Genomic DNA, 18,384 nt, shown 5'->3' with positions numbered 1-18,384 from the left:
TTTATGAATGGAAACCGTTCACTGGCGTTGTTTTTGTGGGTATTGCTGGCAGTGCTCTTGCTGTGGGTCGCGCAACCGGTATGGGTTCCGTGGTTTCAAGAAACGGCGGGGAATCAGCCGCGTACCGTCACTGCGCGTGGTGATTTGGCGGCGGATGAGCAAGCCACCATTGCCATTTTTGAGCGCAACAGCCCTTCCGTGGTCTACATCACCACCGTGGAGCGGGTATTGAACTTGTGGAGCCGTAATATTCGTGAAATTCCACAAGGCACGGGAACCGGGTTCGTCTGGGACAATGCAGGACATATCGTCACCAATTACCACGTAGTCGAAGGTCATGACACCGCCAAGATTCGGTTTGCTGACCAGCGCGTTTTTGAAGCCGATGTTGTCGGTGCCAGTCCTGAACACGATTTAGCCGTATTACGCCTGCGTGACATGGCAGATGCCCCACCGCCCGTGCAAATTGGCAGCAGCAGTGATTTGCACGTTGGGCAAAATGTATTAGCGATTGGCAATCCTTTTGGTCTTGATCACACCTTAACGTCGGGCATTATTTCGGCATTACGCCGCAGCATTGATGCGGAAGAAGGTGGCAGCATGGATGGTTTGATTCAAACCGATGCCGCCATTAACCCCGGCAACTCCGGCGGCCCCTTGCTGGACAGTGCTGGACGTTTGATTGGGGTCAACGTCGCTATTTACAGCCCCTCCGGTGCTTCTGCGGGGATTGGTTTTGCCATTCCCGTGGATGTGGTGAACCGGGTAGTGCCGCGCCTAGTCAAAGACGGGCGTTACACGCGCCCTGTGTTGGGAGTGGTGATGGATGACAATATCAGTGAGCGCATTACGGCTAAATTGAACACACAAGGGGTATTAGCGCTACGGGTGCAACCCAATACACCTGCGGCACTCGCGGGCATTCGTGAAACCAAACTGACCGCAAACGATGACCTGATTTTGGGTGACATCATTCAAGCGCTTGACGGGCAGCCCGTTAACAATATCAACGAATTAAACAAACTTTTGGATAACTACCCACGTCACAGCAAGGTAAAGGTTAGTTTATTGCGTGAAGGTCACCAAGCACTGGAGGTCGAAGTGACGCTCTCATTATTCCGTTAACCCATATCCCAAATACTGGTAGCAACCGGGGGTGTAGGCAACGGCTCAACAGCAATATCGAGTGAAGCCTCTGCGCTTGCCAGCATCCCCAGCTCCGTGCGCAAACGTGCGGCTAACATCGGTGCAAACGCCAATTTGGTCGGCCACGCCACCGTCACATTCGCAAAGCGCTGCACCATCGGCTGATCAGGACGACCACCATCCGGCTGGCAACCTTCCGCCCGGTCAACCAGCCAGGTTGACCATTCCATTCCCCCAAAATCGACCCACGGTAACAGTTGCGCCATTTCATGCCGGGTGGCAGCAATCACCTCAGCCGCAGGTTTGCCCACGCCCTGCTCTGCCGGTTGCCCGCCGATATACCACACTGTCTTGCCGTGCTTATCCCGATGTGACGTAATCGTAGCGCGTGGCTTATCACTCATCCCCAAAGCATGGGCGTAAAGCAGCGGCAAATTGCCGCGCACCATCACCATTTGCAAGGGGCGACGTTGCATCTTAGGAAGCAGCGGTGGCGGCTGACAACGGCAGGCAATACTGGTCAATAGTGCCTCGTTACCTGCCCCTGCGGTCAAAATGATTTGCGGCGCGGTAATCGCCAGCACCTGACCGTTAGGCAACACTGCCTGATAACCATAACCATTGTGTGCGGGCTGCAACCCCGAACGTTGCACATCCACCTGCACCAACGCATCCGTCAACCGTTCACGCAACGTTTCCAGCAATGACGGCACATCCAACACCGGTTCATCCAAGCGATACAAACCGCCGTGAAATTCAGAATGCCGGAATAGTTCGGGGTAAGCGTCGCGTGGCACAGCCTCCATCCGGCTTTGCATCGCTTTGCTGGCAAAAAAGCCGGTCATGCGTGAACCGAGTCCGCCCGATGTCCACAACAATTGCGATTCCGCCAATACGTTAACCTTGCGCAAATCGACCGCACCTTCGCCATTGAGAGCAGCCCGCCACAAGCGCGGCATATCGCCAATCGCCAAGGTTGCCCCCGTCACCTTGCCAGTCAGCGCGTATTTGGTTCCACCGTGAATAATGCCTTGCGATGCAATGGTTTGCCCCTTACCCAATTCATCCGTGGCTAACAGCGCATTAACGCCTTGCGCACGCAATTCCGCCAGCAACCATAACCCGGCAATGCCGCCACCAACGATCAGAACATCAACCTGCATTACGCTTCTTTCTCCATACCCTGAATCCGTGCAATCGTGTTAGTCGTCGACACCCCATCCACAAAACTCAGCACCACCACATCACCACCGTTATCCCACACGCAACGATTGCCAGGAATTTTCTGCGGATCGTTATCCCCACCTTTCACCAGCAAATCCGGTTTAACCGCGCAAATCAAACGTTCGGGCGTGTCTTCGCTGAAATCCACTACCCAATCGACACACGCCAACGCCGCCAACATCCGCATTCGGTTTGCCATGGTATTCACCGGGCGTGTCGGACCTTTCAACGCTCGCACCGATTCATCGGTATTCACCGCCACAATCAAACGGTCGCCAAGCTTGCGGGCTTCTTCCAAATACGTCACATGCCCAACGTGCAAAATGTCGAAACAACCGTTGGTCATCACAATCCGTTCGCCGTGGATACGCGCCTCCTGCACCGCCGCCAGCAATTGTGCCTCACTGACCACGCCTTTCACCTGTGCATGGTGTTGCTGCAAGGCTTTGTGCAATTCAGGCACGCTAACCGTCGCCGTCCCCACTTTGCCAACCACAATCCCTGCTGCAAGATTTGCCAACCCCATCGCCTGCTCAATCGGCAAACCCGCTGCCATGCTTGCCGCCAACACCGCCACCACGGTATCCCCTGCCCCGGTCACGTCAAACACTTCACGCGCACGGGTCGGCAAGTTGTATGGCGCAAACTCATGCCGCAATAACGTCATGCCCTGTTCACTGCGAGTGAGCAACAGATTCCCCAACTCACATCGCGTCAGCAATGCCTGCCCACGTTGCACCAAGTCCGCCTCATCCGTCCATTCGCCCACGGCTTCACGGAATTCAGCCAGATTCGGCGTAATCACCGTTGCCCCTTGATACGTCGCAAAATCCTGCGCTTTGGGGTCAACCACCACCGGCTTACCGGCTGCTTGCGCCAACGCAATCAATTCCCGCGCCCGCTCCAGCGTCCCTTTGCGGTAATCGGACAGCACCACCACATCAGCCGCTGCCAACAACGCGCTGAATTGGTTGAAGAGTTGCGCATGATCTTGCCCCGCAAACCCCTCCTCAAAATCCAAGCGAATCAACTGCTGATGCCGACTCAACACCCGTAACTTGGTAATCGTCGGCGCATTATCCAGCGCCACAAAATGGGTTTGCACCCCACGCGCTTGTAAGGTATTCGCCAGCGACCTGCCCGCCTCATCATTGCCCACATAGCCCAGCAACACCGCCTGCCCACCAAGGCTGGCAATGTTTAACGCCACGTTTGCCGCACCACCTGGGCGTTCTTCATTGGCTTTGACATGCACCACCGGAACCGGGGCTTCGGGGGAAATGCGCGAGGTTTGACCCGACCAATAGCGATCCAACATCACATCGCCGACCACCAATACCCGCGCCCGTTCAAAAGGAGGAATTTGTAAGCTCATCGTTATTTTTCACATAAAACCAGAAAAAGCAGTGGGAAAGTTTATCACGTTCCATTCCTGCACTTGAAAAATTTCCTAGCCAAGCCATACTTGACACCAAACTACCGATATATAACCCCAATAGTCTCTTTACTCTAAGGAAAACCGATGCAAATCGCACAACACACCGTGGTCACTATGACCTACACCCTCACCGACGACCAAGGTCAAGTACTCGATCAAGCGGACGCTGCCCAGCCATTCGCCTACCTGCACGGTGCTGACAATATTATTCCGGGGCTGGAAAAACAGTTAACCGGCAAACAAGCCAACGACAGCTTAGTGGTCACTGTGCCACCTGCCGAAGCCTATGGCGAATACGACGAACGCATGACTCAACAAGTCCCGCGCAACATGTTTGCAGGCATTCCTGAGGAACAAATCTTCGCGGGTGCCGAGTTTCACGCCCAAACCGGCGCAGGCAATCAAACGATTCGCATCGCTGCCGTGGATGCCAATAGCGTGACCATCGACGCCAATCACCCGCTTGCAGGCGTAACCCTGACCTTTGATGTGACTATCCTCAATGTACGCACTGCGTCTGAAGAAGAAGTGGCTCATGGTCACGCTCACGGCGAAGGCGGTCATCACCACCACTAAACCCGTTCAGCGGTAAACATCCGGCAATAACTTCACCGCGACCCGGTGTCGCCATAAAGTTTGGATGCTGTTCACATGCTGCTGATCGGCTTTACTGGAAAAGAATTGCACGCTGCCCTGCCCTGTTTGCGGGCAGCGTAAACCTTCTTGTTCCAACACCCGCATCAATTGGTGCGTCACTGGTGTACTGGTTTCCAAGATGGTCATCTTGCCGTGGGTAACATCCACTAGCGCTTCCGCCAGAAACGGGTAATGCGTACACCCCAACACCAAGGTATCCACTCCCGCATCTAACAGGGGTAAGGTATAATGCTTGAGCAACTGGCGTACTGCCGTGCTACTAAAATCCCCCGCCTCCACATGCTCCACCAAACCGGGGCAGGCTTGCGTAATCACCCGCACACCACTGGCATAATCGCGAATCAAATGCTGCAAACGCGGGCTATTCACCGTTTGTTGCGTGGCTAACACCCCAATCACCCCGGTTTGCGTCAAGCGTGCGGCGGGTTTCACCGCAGGCTCAATCCCCACCACCGGAATCGGCAAGGTTTCACGCAAATACGCGACCGCATGAACCGTCGCCGTATTACACGCCACCACCAACACTTTAACATCTTGTTCCAGCAAAAAATCCGCCACCTGCTTGCTACGCGCCCGGATGTAATCCGAGGTTTTTGCCCCGTAAGGCGCATGAGCCGAATCCGCCACGTAAATCAGATGTTCCGCAGGCAACAGGCGGTGAATTTCACGCAAAACCGAAATCCCCCCCAAACCCGAATCGAATACCCCAATGGGCTGTGTGTGCCGTGCCGCGTTCACTGCTGCGCCTGTAAATAACCCAACCACGCCGCAAACAACACCGGATCAGGCGAAATCACCACCGAACGCGGCGCTAACGCAGCGACGAACACTGGCTCACCCTGCAAGGTCGCGGCATAGCCCCCCGCTTCCGCCAAGATCAGCGAACCCGCTGCCAAATCCCACAACTTCATGCCGCCATGTAAATACAGATTGCCACGATTCGCCGCCATCCACGCCCATTCCAACACACAACTGCCCAAATTACGCTGCGAACCATAGGGCGGACTCGTCATCAAGGCTTGCTTCAACGCCGGTGACAAACGTTTGAAATCCACAATCGCCACCGCATTACGCAACTGAAACGCACTGGTTTGACAACGCAAGGGCTTACCATTCAGCCATGCCCCCTGCCCGCGTTGCGCGGTAAACATTTCATCACGCACCGGATCGTAAGTCAGCGCCAGCACCACCTCACCACGCTGAAACAACGCCAGTGAGACCGCAAATAACGGAATACCCGCCGCAAAATTGCTCGTACCATCCAACGGGTCCAGGCACCACAGTGCATCGGCTTCCCGCAGCAAACGCTCCTGTTCCTCGCGCTCCATTTCCTCACTCAAAAACGCAATCTCAGGCCAATTCTGAGCCAAAAACGCCGCAATACGCTGATTCGTTGCCAAATCCGCTTCTGTCAGCAAACTGCCGTCTTGCTTTACCGCAAACCCCACATGCTCGAAACGCGGTAAAATTTCCTCGCGTGCAATATCACGTATCATCTGTGTCAGTGTTTGCAGGTCAGGCAACATGGTTTATCCTTCAAGCCGGAAAATAAAGGATGATACCATGAGCCGATTTCTCAATGAAAAAGACTATTTCCACGGAAAATCAGAATGCACCGGTATTTTGATCACCAACTTAGGCACACCCGACGCGCCCGACAAAGCAGCGTTACGCCGTTACCTGAAAGAGTTCCTCTCTGACCCGCGTGTCGTGGAAATTCCCCGAATTATCTGGAACGTCATCCTGCATGGCATTATCCTCAACACCCGCCCCGCCAAAAGTGCCGAAAAATACAAAACCGTGTGGACGGAAGACGGCTCACCGCTGATGAGCATTTCCCTGCAACAACAAAAAGCGCTCCAGAAAGAGATGGAAATCCGCTTCAACGGGCCGGTAAAAATCGCCTTAGCGATGCGCTACGGCAACCCCTCCATCCCTGACACCTTGCTAAAACTCAAGGAAGCCGGAGCGCGGCGTGTGTTGGTATTACCGCTCTACCCCCAATATTGCGCCGCCACCAACGCCACCACCTTCGATAAAGTATTCGACGAACTCAAGCACTGGCGCTGGATGCCCGAACTGCGCCTCGTCAATCACTACCACGATCACCCCGGCTACATCAAAGCGCTCGCCAACAGCGTACTGGCTCACTGGGACAACCACCCACGCGGACAATTACTTCTCATGTCCTTCCACGGTATCCCCAAACGCAACCTGGTGCTCGGCGACCCCTACCACTGCGAATGCCATAAAACCGCACGCTTACTGGCGGAAGAACTCAACCTGCGCCCCAACGAATGGCGCGTCACCTTCCAATCACGCTTCGGCAAAGCCGAATGGCTGCAACCTTACACCGACAAAACCATGCAAGCCTTGCCGGGTGAAGGCATCAAACACGTTGACGTAATTTGCCCCGGTTTTGCTGCCGACTGCCTCGAAACGTTGGAAGAAATCCGCGAAGAAAACCGCGAATATTTCCAACACGCAGGCGGAGAAACTTACCACTACATCCCCGCGCTCAATGCCAATCCTGACCACATTCAGGCACTTGCCGACATTATCCAGCAACATACCGTCGGCTGGGCAGAAACCTCGCCCAACTGGTTAGAGATTTCACAACAACAAGCCGAACAGACCTTACAAAACGCTACTGCTAAAGGGGCAAAAAAATGAAAGTCGGGCTAATCCTCATCGGTGACGAATTGCTCAGTGGTTTGCGCCAAGACAAACACCTGCCGCAAGTCATGAGCTTCCTCAAAGCACGCGGCTTAGCGCTGGCGTGGGTACGCATGATCGGCGACGATTGGGATTTATTGCTGCAAACCCTGCGTGAAACCATGCAGAGTGACGACATTGTGTTCAGCTTCGGCGGTATTGGCGCAACCCCCGACGATTTAACCCGCCAAGCGGCTGCCGCTGCGGCGGGTGTCAAACTCTTGCGCCACCCGCAAGCCGTTGCCCTGATCGAAGGGCGCTTCGGGGAAGAGGCTTACCCCAATCGCATTCGCATGAGCGAACTGCCCGACGGTGCAAGTTTAATTCCCAACCCCATCAACCAAATTCCCGGTTTCAAACTGCAACATCACCACTTTGTACCCGGCTTTCCTAATATGGCATGGCCAATGGTCGAGTGGGCGCTAGACACGTACTACGCACAGTATTTCGACACCGCCCCGCCGATTGAACAACGCTGGACACTGCACTCGGTACAAGAAAGCGAACTGATCCCGATGATGGAAGAACTGCTCAGAACCTTTCCTGCCGTGCGCATTTCCAGCCTGCCGAGCACGGTTGAACGCCGCAAAATCGACTTCGAGATCAAAGGTCGTGCTGCTGATGTCGCCCCTGCTGCTACTTGGTTTGCAGCACGAATGTTGGCTGATAACATCCATTGCGAACCACAAGCGTGACCACATTCCCGCGCCAATTACTCGCGCCCCAACACTGGCTCACTTGGGCAGGCGTTGGGGTATTTGCCGGAATAGCTTGGCTGCCTTGGCAAGCCCGCCGCTGGCTTGGCAGACACTTGGGCAACTGGATTTACCGCCACAATCGCAAACGCCGCGCAGTCGTGTTAAGCAATTTGCGCTTGTGCTTCCCCGCATTGAATGACTTTCAACGTGAGCAAATGGCGCAAAGCCATTTACAGGAATATGCCAACGCCATGCTGGATTACAGCCTGCTGTTTTTCCGCGCCCGCAGCCACGTCTACCAACGCACCCGCATTAGCGGGCGTGAACACGTCGATCAAGCCATTGCTGCCGGACAGAATGTCATCCTAATGCTAGGTCATTCGGTATGGTTAGAATTCGCGCCGGTTGCTATCGGGCAATATTACCGCGCTTACGGCTCGTACAAACCGTTTCGCAACCCTGTCATCAACTGGCTGATTGCCCGCAGTCGCCTGCAAGATGTGGAATTCGTGGTAGCGCGTGAAGAAGGCATGATGAAATTGGTAAAAGCGCTGGAACCCGGACGCCTAATGTTCTTTTTGCCGGACGAAGATCATGGCAGCAAACATTCCGTGTTCGCACCATTTTTCGGCGTTCCCAAAGCCACGCTGACCACACCGGCACGACTAACAAAATTGGGTAAAGCGGTTGCTTTGCCGATCATGGCATTCTTTAATCCAGCACAAGGCGCTTATGAGATTGTCATCGGCAGTCCCTTGCCCGATTTCCCCGGTAAAGATGAAGCCCAGAATGCGCGAATCCTGAACACAGGGCTACAAACACTTATCGCAGAATACCCTGAACAATACATGTGGGTACTAAAACTATTCCGCACCCGCCCAGCAGACGAACCGCCAGTCTACTAATATTAATTGGTTGCCGAAAACTGAGCTGGAACCATCACCACGGAGACTTTATCGTAAGTCAGACCCTCAATGCTTTTCTCAACGATCAACTTAATGTCTGATTTCATGTCTTCCAAACGGTAAGCGGGATTGTATTTGATGAAGACCGAAGCAGAAGATGGCTTGACTTCCTTATCAATCGGGTTGTTTTCAGGCAATACCACGTGTACCCGTGCGACTAACACACCGTCAATTTGCGACAAGGTTTCTTGCACACTTTGCGATAAGGCGAAAATGAAACGGGTACGTTCTTCCAGTGGGGAAGAAATCAAACCTTCTTTTTTGAATAACTCACCGACTGTGGAAATTTTTTCTTTGGGATAGCCGTGTTGTTTAAGCAGTTGTACTGCTTGGGGAATTTGCGATTTTTCCACATGCAGAAAATAAGCGCCTGCTTTTTTATCGAAAATTTTCTCAGAATCTATTTTATTATTTAACAGAATCGAAAGCATCGAGTTAGCATCATTTTCAGCTAAATTACTGTAAAGCTCTGTTTTGCAACCTGTGAGAAGCACTAATACCACAGCAATAGCAATATGTCGAAACGTCTTATTTATCATTATCGTATATTCCCGACTTTTAGCGACAAATGTTAATTAAAATTAACCTGCTTGGAACAGCGTCTTAAAACCCTGAGAAACTTGCCCAACCGCAGCAACCACAATATTCATTTTACCCATCCACATCTGCGATTTAATTCCCCACTGACTGAGTACATGGTTGTATTCGCTAGAAGCTAAAAGGCTTTCGGCCGATGCTTTTGTCGACTCTTCAATTTGCTTAATCAGATTATCACTTTTACCTACTTCAGGGTAACTACGTGTCTCATCGCCACCACTAATTGCTTGTTTTTCAGAAAGATAAGCTGAAAACTTAGGCATCGTAGACATTTGTGACATCATGCCATGATAAGACTGATCAATTTCACCCATTTTATTCAACATAACACGCTTGAAATCAAACGAATCAGTCGTTACAGGCTCTTGAATCTGTAAGATAGGAGCATCCCGCATAGAAGCCGACGTAGTTTCGTTATGACTTCGAGTCAGAATATTTTCTAAACGCATCACATCATTCGCGGATGGAGCGGGCAACTGCTGTTGTAAATTCCCCGTCTGCATCACAGGATTAACTAACGTACTCGCATCAAACATGATCCTAAACCTTTAAGTATTAAGATAAGCGGCGGCAATACTACTTTCATCTTTATTACCTTTTCTCACCACTTCTTCAAACAACCCTCTGGCTTCTGCTTTCTCACCCTTTTGGCTTAAGGCAATACCTAAGAAACACTTCGCACTCATGTGATCAACTTCTTTCAACAATACATCATCTCGCAATATATGAATTGCCTGATCGTAGTGACCCGCGTAAATTTTAGAAATAGCCACACCCATTTTTATGGGAGTTTGCTCAACGCCAATAGCGTTAACACCCTCCATAATCGTTTGTGAACGCTGAACATCGCCACCAAAACAGGCCATGTAACCAACTTGAGAAATTATTTGAAGTAATTCAACACTAGCTTGCATATTTTTTATCCTTACAGTGACACCATAAAAATATGATGCCACTGATTATTTATTGGAAAATCACTTTGCGATAATAATCAAATTATTACCATTCAAATGAATAATACCCAATTAATTAACGGGCAATTGATTGACCAATTGTTTGTGCCATAGTCTTTAGACCAGCCATTGCATCGGAGTTCATCTGGTCTTGCATACGCGCTGACTGTGCGGCAACACCGGCATTAGTCAATTGACGGTTGCTCTGCATTTGAGTATTTAATAAATTAACACTCTCTTGAGTCGCAGTTTGAATCGAAGCGGCTGCTGTAGTTGCATCCATTGTCATATCTCCTAAAAATTAATCGTCCATAAAAATAAATCCCCGGTGAAATACCACCAAACGCAGGGAATTCTTAACTTCCTGTTACACATTGCGTTCCATGCTTACTTTTGAACCAACCCTACTGGTGGGTTTGCGTCCAAAACTGGTCAACGACCTCGCAACTGGCTTCTAATGCCAGCAAAAAGCTATTTAGTTTTTCGTATTCATCAGGGGAAACCCCTTGGTTCAGTTCAGAGCGAACGTCCGAAGCTGCTTGGTTAAACTTATCCAGAAGCTCATTTTTATACATACCTGACACATCATTTTTGAGGTTCTGCTCGATTTGCAGCATCATCTAGTCTCCCCTTGTCTATACCGTAATAAAAAGGAATATCCATTCCATTGTTAGTCAATATTACATGATCGGGTTTAATGGACTTTACGAAGTATTTTTCGCCAAGTGCCGACCCTTCCATGTACTTTTTACCATCTTTCGCAACCAGAAACGGTACTTTGCCGACGCTGACACTGCGTATCGCCAAGGTGATGCGGTCGCGTATGTCAGTGACATTGAGCACAATCGCGGGACCGTCGCCCTGTATGCTAATGAACTCCTGCCGCAAACTTTTTAATTTTTCGATTTCCGACTGCGTTAACTCGCCTTTAACTATAACGCTCTTGCCGTCGGTTGTAGCGGTGATGCGGCTAGACAGTCCTTTTTTCTCGATGAACTGCACAAAAGACGCCAAATAACCGTCCAATGATTGAAAATCAGCCTCACCAATCGTGCTAAGCCCCCCAACATCATTGAGGATAGTGGTTTTGACACGCTCCCAATCGGCGTTTTTAGTGACGAAACCTTGGGCAACCAAAATCCCTTCAGTCGCGCCCGGCTTGAAGCTAACACCCGGCTGCCCCATCGCACGGGCAATCATATTGGCACTATTCGCCATCTCATCTTGCGCCCAGACGTACACATTGGCTTTGATGCCAGCATCCTGAATCTTACCCATGATAGCGTTGCGTTCCTCAACCGTGTCGGTGTAGCCACGCAAACTGACCGAGCCATCCGCTTCATTCACCAAACTGAAATTCTGTTGCCCCAGTGTTTGCAACAAAACCGCCGCCTGTTGCTCCCCCGAATCACGCAAGCCCAGCGTTTCCAGAAAACGGTTGAACTGCGGTGCCCAATAAATCAGGTTAGCCAGTAACAATAAACCCAGCCCTAAGAGCAACCAAGTCTTGCCGCTCATGCCTTGTTTAGCGGACACCTTAGCGGCTGGCGATTTTTTCTGTTGGGGCGGAACATGACCACCCTTAGCCACAGAAGCAGCGGCACGTTTAGCAGCACCGGTCTCAGGTGGTGTTTGCGTTTGAGTACGCGGATCAGATACCCGACTATCGGTCACTAAAAATTCAACATTACCCAACCTCACCCTCTGATAAGGCTGCAACTCAATGCTTTCAGCCGTAATCTCTTGCGCCTCAACCAATACCGGACGAGCCAGCGGTTGCAACGTAATCGAACCCGGCGTGATCAATAACTGGATGTGCTGATCAGCAATATTGTCGTCATGCAAAATAATGTCACTGGTCATGGAACGTCCAATGACCACGCTCCCGCTCCTTAAGCGAACCGACGCACCACTATTGATGCCACTGAGGACTTTAAGGATAAATGAGGTATGTTGATTTGCCATTTATTCGGCCTGTTTTTTATTTTTTACGACATCCACTACATCAAAGCCCGGAAATTTCTCATCCGTCTTGACATCAAACTCAGACCCCATACCACCGACGGGATCTTCTGAACTGTAATTCATCACGCCATCTTTATCTTTCCAGCGGTACACCTGCCGCCTTGAGAAATCTTGAGTATCCATCACCTTAGCCATATCCAACACCGTGCTCACAAAACGTTCAGGCCCAGTCAGATAAATAATGTTATCCACTTCAGATACTTGCCACTGAAACCGCTCTTCCAACACCTCAAGTCGCTTTAAAGCATTCGTGAATTCTTGTGGTGACATTTTTTTCATACTCACACTGGCTGATTGCACTTCCTCTTCCTTGTAAACAAACAGCGCTTCTTTGTCGTAGTACCAAATTAACCCATAATTTTTGACCAGTTCATTAAAAATATCCTGAGGCTTGCGATTTTGGAGGTGCAAACTCACCACTTCTTTGACTTTAGGACTAACGACAATCGGCAAATCCTGTAAGGATGCCAATGTTTTCAACAACTCCGGCAAAGGTTCCTGATCAGAAAAATGCGAATAGTTATCCGGTTTCCATGGCACTGGCGCTGCTATAGCATGGCTGCCCAATAACAGCAGCGATACAATAGCCCATCGAAACTTCAAGAATGTGTCATGCATAGCCAAGCAGTCCCCCGGCAAATATAAACAAACCTGAATCTATCCTGTTACTTACTAATATTCACGCCGAAGAAGACAAACCGTATCAGAAACCCTACCCAATGGAACAAGCCCACTGGCACAGCTTCGGATTATCCGTCAGAACAGCCCACTTATCCGTTCCTCACCCGACTCAAAGCTCTTTCATGATTACACTAAGCCCCGATGAGTGATCATCTCACTTAACATTTCACGGGAAGAAAGCAGAATGCCCACCGTAACATTGCCGCCCAGCCAAGCAAGCTGGAATCCTGCCGCGCTGTCACCGCCCAGCAATACGAGCCAACAAACAGCAGCCAGCGCCAGAACAACGAATGTCCTTGGTAACAACTGGATCGCGCAACCACTGCCCCTGATTGCCGGATTGCTACAGCAAATCATGCAACACAAGCAAAACCCGACCGAAATCCGCACACCAGCACCCGCTGCCAATTTACCGACAATAGAGGAACGCTATGACCAGCGCTTCCGCGACAATATGGTGAAAACCGCTGGTTCCTTGGGTGAAGGCTGGACATTCACCGAAGATCTGGTGCAAATCAAAGATGGCAAACTAGCTCAAGCAGAAACCCGCCCTTACACCGCCATCAACGGACAACAAGCCACCGAAACCGTGCTGGAACGCAATAATTATTGGGAAGTCGTCCAACGCGGCAATAACCGCTATTTGCTCATGCGGGCAACCGACAATTCAGGCCAGGCAGTCAAGCCCTCTGATGCCATTAATGACGTTTTCAATAATCGCCAGCACTATGCCTTTGACTGCGCCAGCCCCATGCGCCTGCTTAACCTGAAAGCCACCCTGGATACTATCGGTGCTGACGATTTCGACAATAAAGCCGGGCGCTTACAAATATCCTCTTGGTACGACCAGCATGACAGCTCAGGCTTTGATGGCGGTTTTACCACCAAAGTCCGCACCGCCCAAGCAGGGGAAATCACCGTCGATGGCGTCAGCAACCTGCAAGGTGAAACCGCTTTATTCGACCCCAACAAAGGCGACGCCCTGACCCCCGGTGGGGCTTATTATTTTGACTTACCCGGCGACAAGCAATCGGCATCACAGGGCTGGAATGCGGTTTATTTAGGACGCAATGATGACGGTTCTTACCATTTCTGGAGTTCCAGTGTCGGTAATGTCAATGTGACGTTTGGTGATAACAACTGGCTTCCTCAAGGTAACTTCAAAGGTTATTACTTGGGTGCTGTCAACGTAAATCCGAACATTGCACGTCTGCAAAACTGGGATACAAACCGCTCAGTCTGAGATTGAGACCGTATGGCTAAAGAAGATTGAACTTTGCAAGACGTAGCGGCAGACTGACGCGAGTATTGCACGTTTTCAGCTATAAACTACGCCTTGCTGTGTTTGCGAACAGCAATCAGGATAATAACCATAATGAGAAACCGGCAGATTCTGTTCACACCGATTAAATTTCCCAATCAAGCGCCCCTTGCCATGCGCTTGAATAATATCCTGCTGAACAAATCATCGGGAATTACTATCCCTGTGGACGACAAGCGCGTGGCTCATTTTCGGATACAACCGGGGGCATCAGACACGCAACACCTTTGCCCTATCAGTATGACGCTGGAGCTAGGCGGTACGATAGCGGGTTTGTGGTTGTCAGCGTGGCCACTCGCTGAACGTATTAAGCAGTTTTTACCCGAAGGTTTACTCCATCAATTACCCGAAAACCTCGCCATCAGCATTATTGAAAGTGCGCTGGCTCCCTTGTTATATCAGGCGGAAACCGGCTTGGGCTTGCAGTTAACTTTGCAAGCCATGTCAGCAGATCCACTCAGCACTCAGTATACGATGCCAATAGGCTTTACTATTCAGATACTTGAGCAAGAAAATCGGCAGATGCTGCAAGAAGTATTCGGCGTACTGATGCTCGACCCGCATCTTTACATGCACATACAGGAGCGCCTGCGCCACTGGCCTTCTGACACCAACCCGGACTGGGAAGAACACGACACCCCACTGTGGCTTGAAATCAGCCGTGTGGTGTTTTCCATGCAAGAGATCAACCAACTACAACCGTCTGACCTGATTTTACTGGACGATACGCACTTCGAGGATGAAGGTTCACTCCGCTTATGCCTCGATTCTAGCTACTGCTGCGAAGCGACGCTCAGCCAAACAACACCCTCAACTCTGACCATTAATACTGAGTGGATACCCATGTCCGATAATGAACAAAAACAAAACATAGAACACATTAGCCAGATACCGGTACAGCTTTCCTTCGACGTGGGAGAAAAAACCCTGTCATTCAATGAAGTACGCCAATTACGCCCCGGCTATATTTTGGAACTAGGCAAATCATTGCCTGAAATCATCCAGATACGCTCACAACATCGGCTGATTGGCACAGGAGAACTGGTCGAAATCAACGGGCGCATTGCGGTACGCATCATCAACCTGTTTAACAAAAAAGCAAAGGGCAGCTAGGTATGGAAAGCTTCCCTAATCCGGTCATATTACTGGCAGCCCTCACCATCTTGGGGTTAGCGCCGTTTATTGCCATTATGGTTAGCTCCTTCGTCAAGCTAGTGATTGTGATGCACATTCTGCGCAGCGCTCTAGGCTTGCAACAAGAGCCACCCAATATTGCCATTAGCGGTATCGCGATTATTCTATCTATTTACATCATGGCTCCCGTGTTCATGGAAACCTATGAACAATTTAATAGCTTTGGGGTTGCTATTGAGGATATTCGCAATCCGTTGCTGATTAATGCTTTAGAGGGCAGCACTGAACCGTTGCGACAATTTCTTATTAAACACTCCAGTGAAAGTGAACGTGAATTTTTCACTCAAACCACGCAAAAACTTTGGCCTGAAAAATATTCAGCGGAAATAACCACAGACCATTTGCTGGTGTTGATTCCCTCCTTCATGGTCAGCGAATTAACCACCGCATTTCAGATCGGCTTCCTGATATTCCTGCCGTTCGTAGTGATTGACTTGGTTATCTCTAACCTATTGATGTCAATGGGCATGATGATGCTATCACCCATGACCATTTCCCTACCCTTCAAGCTGCTGCTATTTGTGCTAGTGGATGGATGGTCACGCTTGATCCACGGTCTAATATTGAGTTATTGACGCCATGAATGAAACCGACATCATCCATAAAACCTCAGTGGCAATGGAACTCATCCTGTATCTATCGTTGCCCGCCATTATTGCTGCAACAGTCGTGGGGCTGCTGATTGGCTTATTGCAGGCATTAACGTCGATTCAGGAACAAACACTTCCGCATGGTTTTAAGCTAATCGTGACCATGCTGGCACTCGTAGCAACCGTGCGCTGGCTAGGGCCTGAACTGCTCACCTTTACCGAAAATGCCTTTGATCAAATTGCGCTGATACGGCATCGCTGATGGAAACCGATGCACTGCAATCATGGCTATTGGCTTGGGCATTTACCGCGCCTAGGGTTTTGGTTGCGTTTGCATTATTGCCGATAATGACTGAACCCATCGTCCCCCGCACCTTGCGCAATGGGGTCATTATGACCATGAGTCTGTTTATTTTACCGCTCACCCACGAGCAGTTTCTCAATATTGAGCTGAACATGCTAACGATGCTTGGCATTCTAGTGAAAGAAGCGCTGTTAGGGCTTTTATTGGGTTACACCCTGAGCGTGCCATTCTGGGCAGTGAAAGCGGCTGGCTTTTTAATCGACATGCAACGCGGGGTCATGAGTGCAGTATACTTCTCACCTCTGACCGCGAATATGGTGTCACCGCTGGGTGCATTATTTAACCTATTGCTTACTACCTTATTATTGGTATCGGGCGGCTTTTTAATCTTGTTACAAACACTCTATTTCAGCTACCAAACCTGGCCGATAGATCAGTTTTTCCCGCAGTTTACGCTAGAGGTTGCCTCGTTCTTCCTACAACAACTGGACTTGCTGTTATATACCAGCTTACTTATCGCCGGACCATTTATTGGGATGATGTTTCTCGTCGATTTTGGCTTGGGCATGGTAGGGCGCTTTCTACCGCAACTTAACGTCTTCTTGGCAGCGATGCCTGTCAAAAGTGGTTTAGTCTTCTTCATGCTGGCATTGTACATCGGCTTTTTAGCGGAATACCTCAAAGACGGCTTTTTCCGCATGGGCAATAACCTCACGATATTGGATGCCTTATTGCGATGAGCGGTGATAGCAGCCAAGAAAAAACCGAACAACCCAGTTCGCGTAAACTGGAAAAAGCCCGCAAACAAGGGCAGGTAGCACGCAGCAATGATGTCGCTTCGGCGTTGATCATGCTGTTTACCGTGCTGTATTTTATGCTGGCATGGGACTGGATCATGGACCAGTTCAAGGAAATGTTCAGCATTGTACCCCGCTTATACACCATGCCTTTTCCTCAAGCCGTGGAAATTGGGTTTAAAGCCATGTTTGAAAGTGCCATGTACGGCATCGCAGTGCCGTTTGCGATGATCACCGTAGTCGCAGGTATTCTCGGCAATATGGTGCAGTTTGGTTTTGTATTCTCCTTCGACCCGGTTATCCCCAAACTCGAAAAAGTCAGCTTATCCAGTGGCTTCAAACGCATTTTTTCCGCCAAACAATTCGTCACGACCTTACTCTCACTATTGAAAACTATCATTATCGGGGCAATTTTGCTGATTGTATTGCACATAGGGCTTAGCGAATTATTACACTCCATCAAACAGTGCAATGTTGAATGCCAACAAACTGTCGTCGAAGACTTAACCAGCCAACTCATGTTGTTCATTTTGCCCATGCTATTGTTCATGGCGGTGTTGGACTTCTTGTTCCAGAGACAGGAATTCATTAAAGATCAGCGCATGACCAAAGAAGAAGTCAAAAAAGAAATGAAGGACATTTTTGGGGATCCGCATGTACGTTCCGCGCGTCAAGGCATTCGGCGTGAACTCTCCGAGCAGGACATCAAGAAGCGTATTAGTACCGCTCGGCTGGTGATTCTCGACATGGGGGTTGCGGTTGCGTTGCAATACGAGGCAGGCACTACGCCTCTGCCCATTATTGTGGCTATCGGTAAAAATAATATGTCACGCAAAATGGCGGAAATTGCCGTAATTGAAAACATACCGTTAATCAGTGATCCGGGGTTAGTGCAAGATTTGCTTAGCGAGGGCAAATTAGACCAATACATACCCGAAAAAACCATTGATAGGATCGCTAATTTATTGCGCCAACACCAAGGGAAGGCAAAAAAATAAACATTACAATGCATAATTTAAGACAGGCGTACCCGATTTCACGATAGGGATACCCCACCTATTGACCGCTTCCTCGTACAA

22 protein-coding genes are annotated in these 18,384 nt (G+C 50.0%); 11 read left to right on the top strand and 11 right to left on the bottom strand.

The genetic code is table 11. The features are described from left to right. Positions 1-3 precede the first annotated feature (3 nt). The gene (locus L2Y54_RS08900; RefSeq protein WP_236501490.1) at positions 4-1,125 is read left to right on the top strand and encodes a S1C family serine protease; all 1,122 of its coding nucleotides are present in this window, start codon (positions 4-6) and stop codon (positions 1,123-1,125) included. Here L2Y54_RS08900 and L2Y54_RS08895 read toward each other — a convergent pair. Both L2Y54_RS08895 and hldE read right to left on the bottom strand, forming a co-directional pair. After that, positions 1,122-2,309, bottom strand: a complete 1,188-nt coding sequence (locus L2Y54_RS08895) for an FAD-dependent oxidoreductase (RefSeq protein WP_236501488.1) — start codon at positions 2,307-2,309, stop codon at positions 1,122-1,124. The genes L2Y54_RS08900 and L2Y54_RS08895 overlap by 4 nt on opposite strands. After that, positions 2,309-3,745, bottom strand: a complete 1,437-nt coding sequence (gene hldE / locus L2Y54_RS08890) for a bifunctional D-glycero-beta-D-manno-heptose-7-phosphate kinase/D-glycero-beta-D-manno-heptose 1-phosphate adenylyltransferase HldE (RefSeq protein WP_236501487.1) — start codon at positions 3,743-3,745, stop codon at positions 2,309-2,311. Before hldE ends, L2Y54_RS08895 begins: the two co-directional genes overlap by 1 nt. 147 nt (positions 3,746-3,892) lie before the next feature. On the opposite strand from hldE, the gene L2Y54_RS08885 reads away from it, so the two are divergent. Continuing rightward, the gene (locus L2Y54_RS08885; RefSeq protein WP_236501486.1) at positions 3,893-4,384 is read left to right on the top strand and encodes an FKBP-type peptidyl-prolyl cis-trans isomerase; all 492 of its coding nucleotides are present in this window, start codon (positions 3,893-3,895) and stop codon (positions 4,382-4,384) included. Positions 4,385-4,390: 6 nt separating this feature from the next. On the opposite strand, the gene murI is transcribed toward L2Y54_RS08885, so the two are convergent. After that, the gene (gene murI / locus L2Y54_RS08880; RefSeq protein WP_236501485.1) at positions 4,391-5,203 is read right to left on the bottom strand and encodes a glutamate racemase; all 813 of its coding nucleotides are present in this window, start codon (positions 5,201-5,203) and stop codon (positions 4,391-4,393) included. After that, on the bottom strand, positions 5,200-5,991 hold the full coding sequence (locus L2Y54_RS08875) for an inositol monophosphatase family protein (protein WP_236501484.1): 792 nt from the start codon (positions 5,989-5,991) through the stop codon (positions 5,200-5,202). Before L2Y54_RS08875 ends, murI begins: the two co-directional genes overlap by 4 nt. 37 nt (positions 5,992-6,028) lie before the next feature. On the opposite strand from L2Y54_RS08875, the gene hemH reads away from it, so the two are divergent. From hemH to L2Y54_RS08860, 3 genes are read left to right on the top strand one after another with little or no spacing between them, the layout of a single operon-like run. After that, positions 6,029-7,138, top strand: coding sequence for a ferrochelatase (hemH, locus tag L2Y54_RS08870; protein WP_236501483.1), 1,110 nt, complete (start codon positions 6,029-6,031; stop codon positions 7,136-7,138). After that, a complete protein-coding gene (locus tag L2Y54_RS08865; RefSeq protein WP_236501482.1) occupies positions 7,135-7,875 on the top strand; it encodes a competence/damage-inducible protein A in 741 nt (246 codons plus the stop codon). The genes hemH and L2Y54_RS08865 overlap by 4 nt, the downstream gene beginning before the upstream one ends. After that, positions 7,872-8,783, top strand: a complete 912-nt coding sequence (locus L2Y54_RS08860; protein ID WP_236501481.1) for an LpxL/LpxP family acyltransferase — start codon at positions 7,872-7,874, stop codon at positions 8,781-8,783. Before L2Y54_RS08865 ends, L2Y54_RS08860 begins: the two co-directional genes overlap by 4 nt. Before the next feature lie 2 nt (positions 8,784-8,785). Here L2Y54_RS08860 and sctJ read toward each other — a convergent pair whose 3' ends face one another. From sctJ to L2Y54_RS08825, 7 genes are all read right to left on the bottom strand, one after another. After that, entirely contained in the window at positions 8,786-9,382 is a 597-nt protein-coding gene (sctJ, locus tag L2Y54_RS08855; RefSeq protein ID WP_236501480.1) for a type III secretion system inner membrane ring lipoprotein SctJ, read from the bottom strand. A gap of 42 nt (positions 9,383-9,424) precedes the next feature. Next, on the bottom strand, positions 9,425-9,976 hold the full coding sequence (locus L2Y54_RS08850; protein WP_236501478.1) for a hypothetical protein: 552 nt from the start codon (positions 9,974-9,976) through the stop codon (positions 9,425-9,427). A gap of 12 nt (positions 9,977-9,988) precedes the next feature. Next, the gene (locus L2Y54_RS08845; protein WP_236501477.1) at positions 9,989-10,354 is read right to left on the bottom strand and encodes a tetratricopeptide repeat protein; all 366 of its coding nucleotides are present in this window, start codon (positions 10,352-10,354) and stop codon (positions 9,989-9,991) included. Between the two features lie 115 nt (positions 10,355-10,469). After that, on the bottom strand, positions 10,470-10,676 hold the full coding sequence (locus L2Y54_RS08840) for a hypothetical protein (protein WP_093069347.1): 207 nt from the start codon (positions 10,674-10,676) through the stop codon (positions 10,470-10,472). Between the two features lie 121 nt (positions 10,677-10,797). Next, entirely contained in the window at positions 10,798-11,013 is a 216-nt protein-coding gene (locus tag L2Y54_RS08835; RefSeq protein WP_175517939.1) for an EscE/YscE/SsaE family type III secretion system needle protein co-chaperone, read from the bottom strand. Beyond that, a complete protein-coding gene (gene sctD, locus L2Y54_RS08830) occupies positions 10,979-12,358 on the bottom strand; it encodes a type III secretion system inner membrane ring subunit SctD (protein WP_236501476.1) in 1,380 nt (459 codons plus the stop codon). Before sctD ends, L2Y54_RS08835 begins: the two co-directional genes overlap by 35 nt. Beyond that, a complete protein-coding gene (locus tag L2Y54_RS08825) occupies positions 12,359-13,036 on the bottom strand; it encodes a hypothetical protein (protein ID WP_236501475.1) in 678 nt (225 codons plus the stop codon). 247 nt (positions 13,037-13,283) lie between these two features. Between L2Y54_RS08825 and L2Y54_RS08820 the strand changes: the two genes are divergently transcribed. From L2Y54_RS08820 to L2Y54_RS08795, 6 genes are all read left to right on the top strand, one after another. Next, entirely contained in the window at positions 13,284-14,342 is a 1,059-nt protein-coding gene (locus L2Y54_RS08820; protein ID WP_236501474.1) for a hypothetical protein, read from the top strand. A gap of 132 nt (positions 14,343-14,474) precedes the next feature. Beyond that, entirely contained in the window at positions 14,475-15,533 is a 1,059-nt protein-coding gene (locus L2Y54_RS08815) for a FliM/FliN family flagellar motor switch protein (RefSeq protein WP_236501473.1), read from the top strand. Positions 15,534-15,535: 2 nt separating this feature from the next. After that, positions 15,536-16,189 carry a type III secretion system export apparatus subunit SctR gene (sctR, locus tag L2Y54_RS08810; RefSeq protein WP_236501472.1) on the top strand — a complete coding sequence of 218 codons (654 nt, stop codon included), beginning with the start codon at positions 15,536-15,538 and terminating at the stop codon, positions 16,187-16,189. A 4-nt stretch (positions 16,190-16,193) separates the two neighbouring features. Further along, positions 16,194-16,466 (top strand): type III secretion system export apparatus subunit SctS, encoded by a 273-nt coding sequence (sctS, locus tag L2Y54_RS08805; protein ID WP_236501471.1) that lies wholly within the window; start codon positions 16,194-16,196, stop codon positions 16,464-16,466. Continuing rightward, positions 16,466-17,248, top strand: coding sequence for a type III secretion system export apparatus subunit SctT (gene sctT, locus L2Y54_RS08800; RefSeq protein ID WP_236501469.1), 783 nt, complete (start codon positions 16,466-16,468; stop codon positions 17,246-17,248). Before sctS ends, sctT begins: the two co-directional genes overlap by 1 nt. Then, entirely contained in the window at positions 17,245-18,303 is a 1,059-nt protein-coding gene (locus L2Y54_RS08795) for an EscU/YscU/HrcU family type III secretion system export apparatus switch protein (RefSeq protein ID WP_236501468.1), read from the top strand. Before sctT ends, L2Y54_RS08795 begins: the two co-directional genes overlap by 4 nt. Positions 18,304-18,384 lie beyond the last annotated feature (81 nt).

The organism is Thiothrix winogradskyi, assembly GCF_021650935.1.
Taxonomy (GTDB): domain Bacteria; phylum Pseudomonadota; class Gammaproteobacteria; order Thiotrichales; family Thiotrichaceae; genus Thiothrix; species Thiothrix winogradskyi.
This window is presented reverse-complemented; position numbering and strand designations above follow the sequence as displayed.

Coding starts and splice junctions, on each gene's coding strand:
- L2Y54_RS08885 (WP_236501486.1), top strand. CDS start 3,893: ATGCAAATCGCACAACACACCGTGGTCACTATGACCTACACCCTCACC.
- sctT (WP_236501469.1), top strand. CDS start 16,466: ATGGAAACCGATGCACTGCAATCATGGCTATTGGCTTGGGCATTTACC.
- L2Y54_RS08820 (WP_236501474.1), top strand. CDS start 13,284: ATGCCCACCGTAACATTGCCGCCCAGCCAAGCAAGCTGGAATCCTGCC.
- sctR (WP_236501472.1), top strand. CDS start 15,536: ATGGAAAGCTTCCCTAATCCGGTCATATTACTGGCAGCCCTCACCATC.
- L2Y54_RS08825 (WP_236501475.1), bottom strand. CDS start 13,036: ATGCATGACACATTCTTGAAGTTTCGATGGGCTATTGTATCGCTGCTG.
- L2Y54_RS08835 (WP_175517939.1), bottom strand. CDS start 11,013: ATGATGCTGCAAATCGAGCAGAACCTCAAAAATGATGTGTCAGGTATG.
- L2Y54_RS08840 (WP_093069347.1), bottom strand. CDS start 10,676: ATGGATGCAACTACAGCAGCCGCTTCGATTCAAACTGCGACTCAAGAG.
- hemH (WP_236501483.1), top strand. CDS start 6,029: ATGAGCCGATTTCTCAATGAAAAAGACTATTTCCACGGAAAATCAGAA.
- L2Y54_RS08895 (WP_236501488.1), bottom strand. CDS start 2,309: ATGCAGGTTGATGTTCTGATCGTTGGTGGCGGCATTGCCGGGTTATGG.
- L2Y54_RS08795 (WP_236501468.1), top strand. CDS start 17,245: ATGAGCGGTGATAGCAGCCAAGAAAAAACCGAACAACCCAGTTCGCGT.
- L2Y54_RS08850 (WP_236501478.1), bottom strand. CDS start 9,976: ATGTTTGATGCGAGTACGTTAGTTAATCCTGTGATGCAGACGGGGAAT.
- sctD (WP_236501476.1), bottom strand. CDS start 12,358: ATGGCAAATCAACATACCTCATTTATCCTTAAAGTCCTCAGTGGCATC.
- L2Y54_RS08815 (WP_236501473.1), top strand. CDS start 14,475: ATGAGAAACCGGCAGATTCTGTTCACACCGATTAAATTTCCCAATCAA.
- sctJ (WP_236501480.1), bottom strand. CDS start 9,382: ATGATAAATAAGACGTTTCGACATATTGCTATTGCTGTGGTATTAGTG.
- L2Y54_RS08865 (WP_236501482.1), top strand. CDS start 7,135: ATGAAAGTCGGGCTAATCCTCATCGGTGACGAATTGCTCAGTGGTTTG.
- L2Y54_RS08845 (WP_236501477.1), bottom strand. CDS start 10,354: ATGCAAGCTAGTGTTGAATTACTTCAAATAATTTCTCAAGTTGGTTAC.
- sctS (WP_236501471.1), top strand. CDS start 16,194: ATGAATGAAACCGACATCATCCATAAAACCTCAGTGGCAATGGAACTC.
- hldE (WP_236501487.1), bottom strand. CDS start 3,745: ATGAGCTTACAAATTCCTCCTTTTGAACGGGCGCGGGTATTGGTGGTC.
- L2Y54_RS08900 (WP_236501490.1), top strand. CDS start 4: ATGAATGGAAACCGTTCACTGGCGTTGTTTTTGTGGGTATTGCTGGCA.
- L2Y54_RS08875 (WP_236501484.1), bottom strand. CDS start 5,991: ATGTTGCCTGACCTGCAAACACTGACACAGATGATACGTGATATTGCA.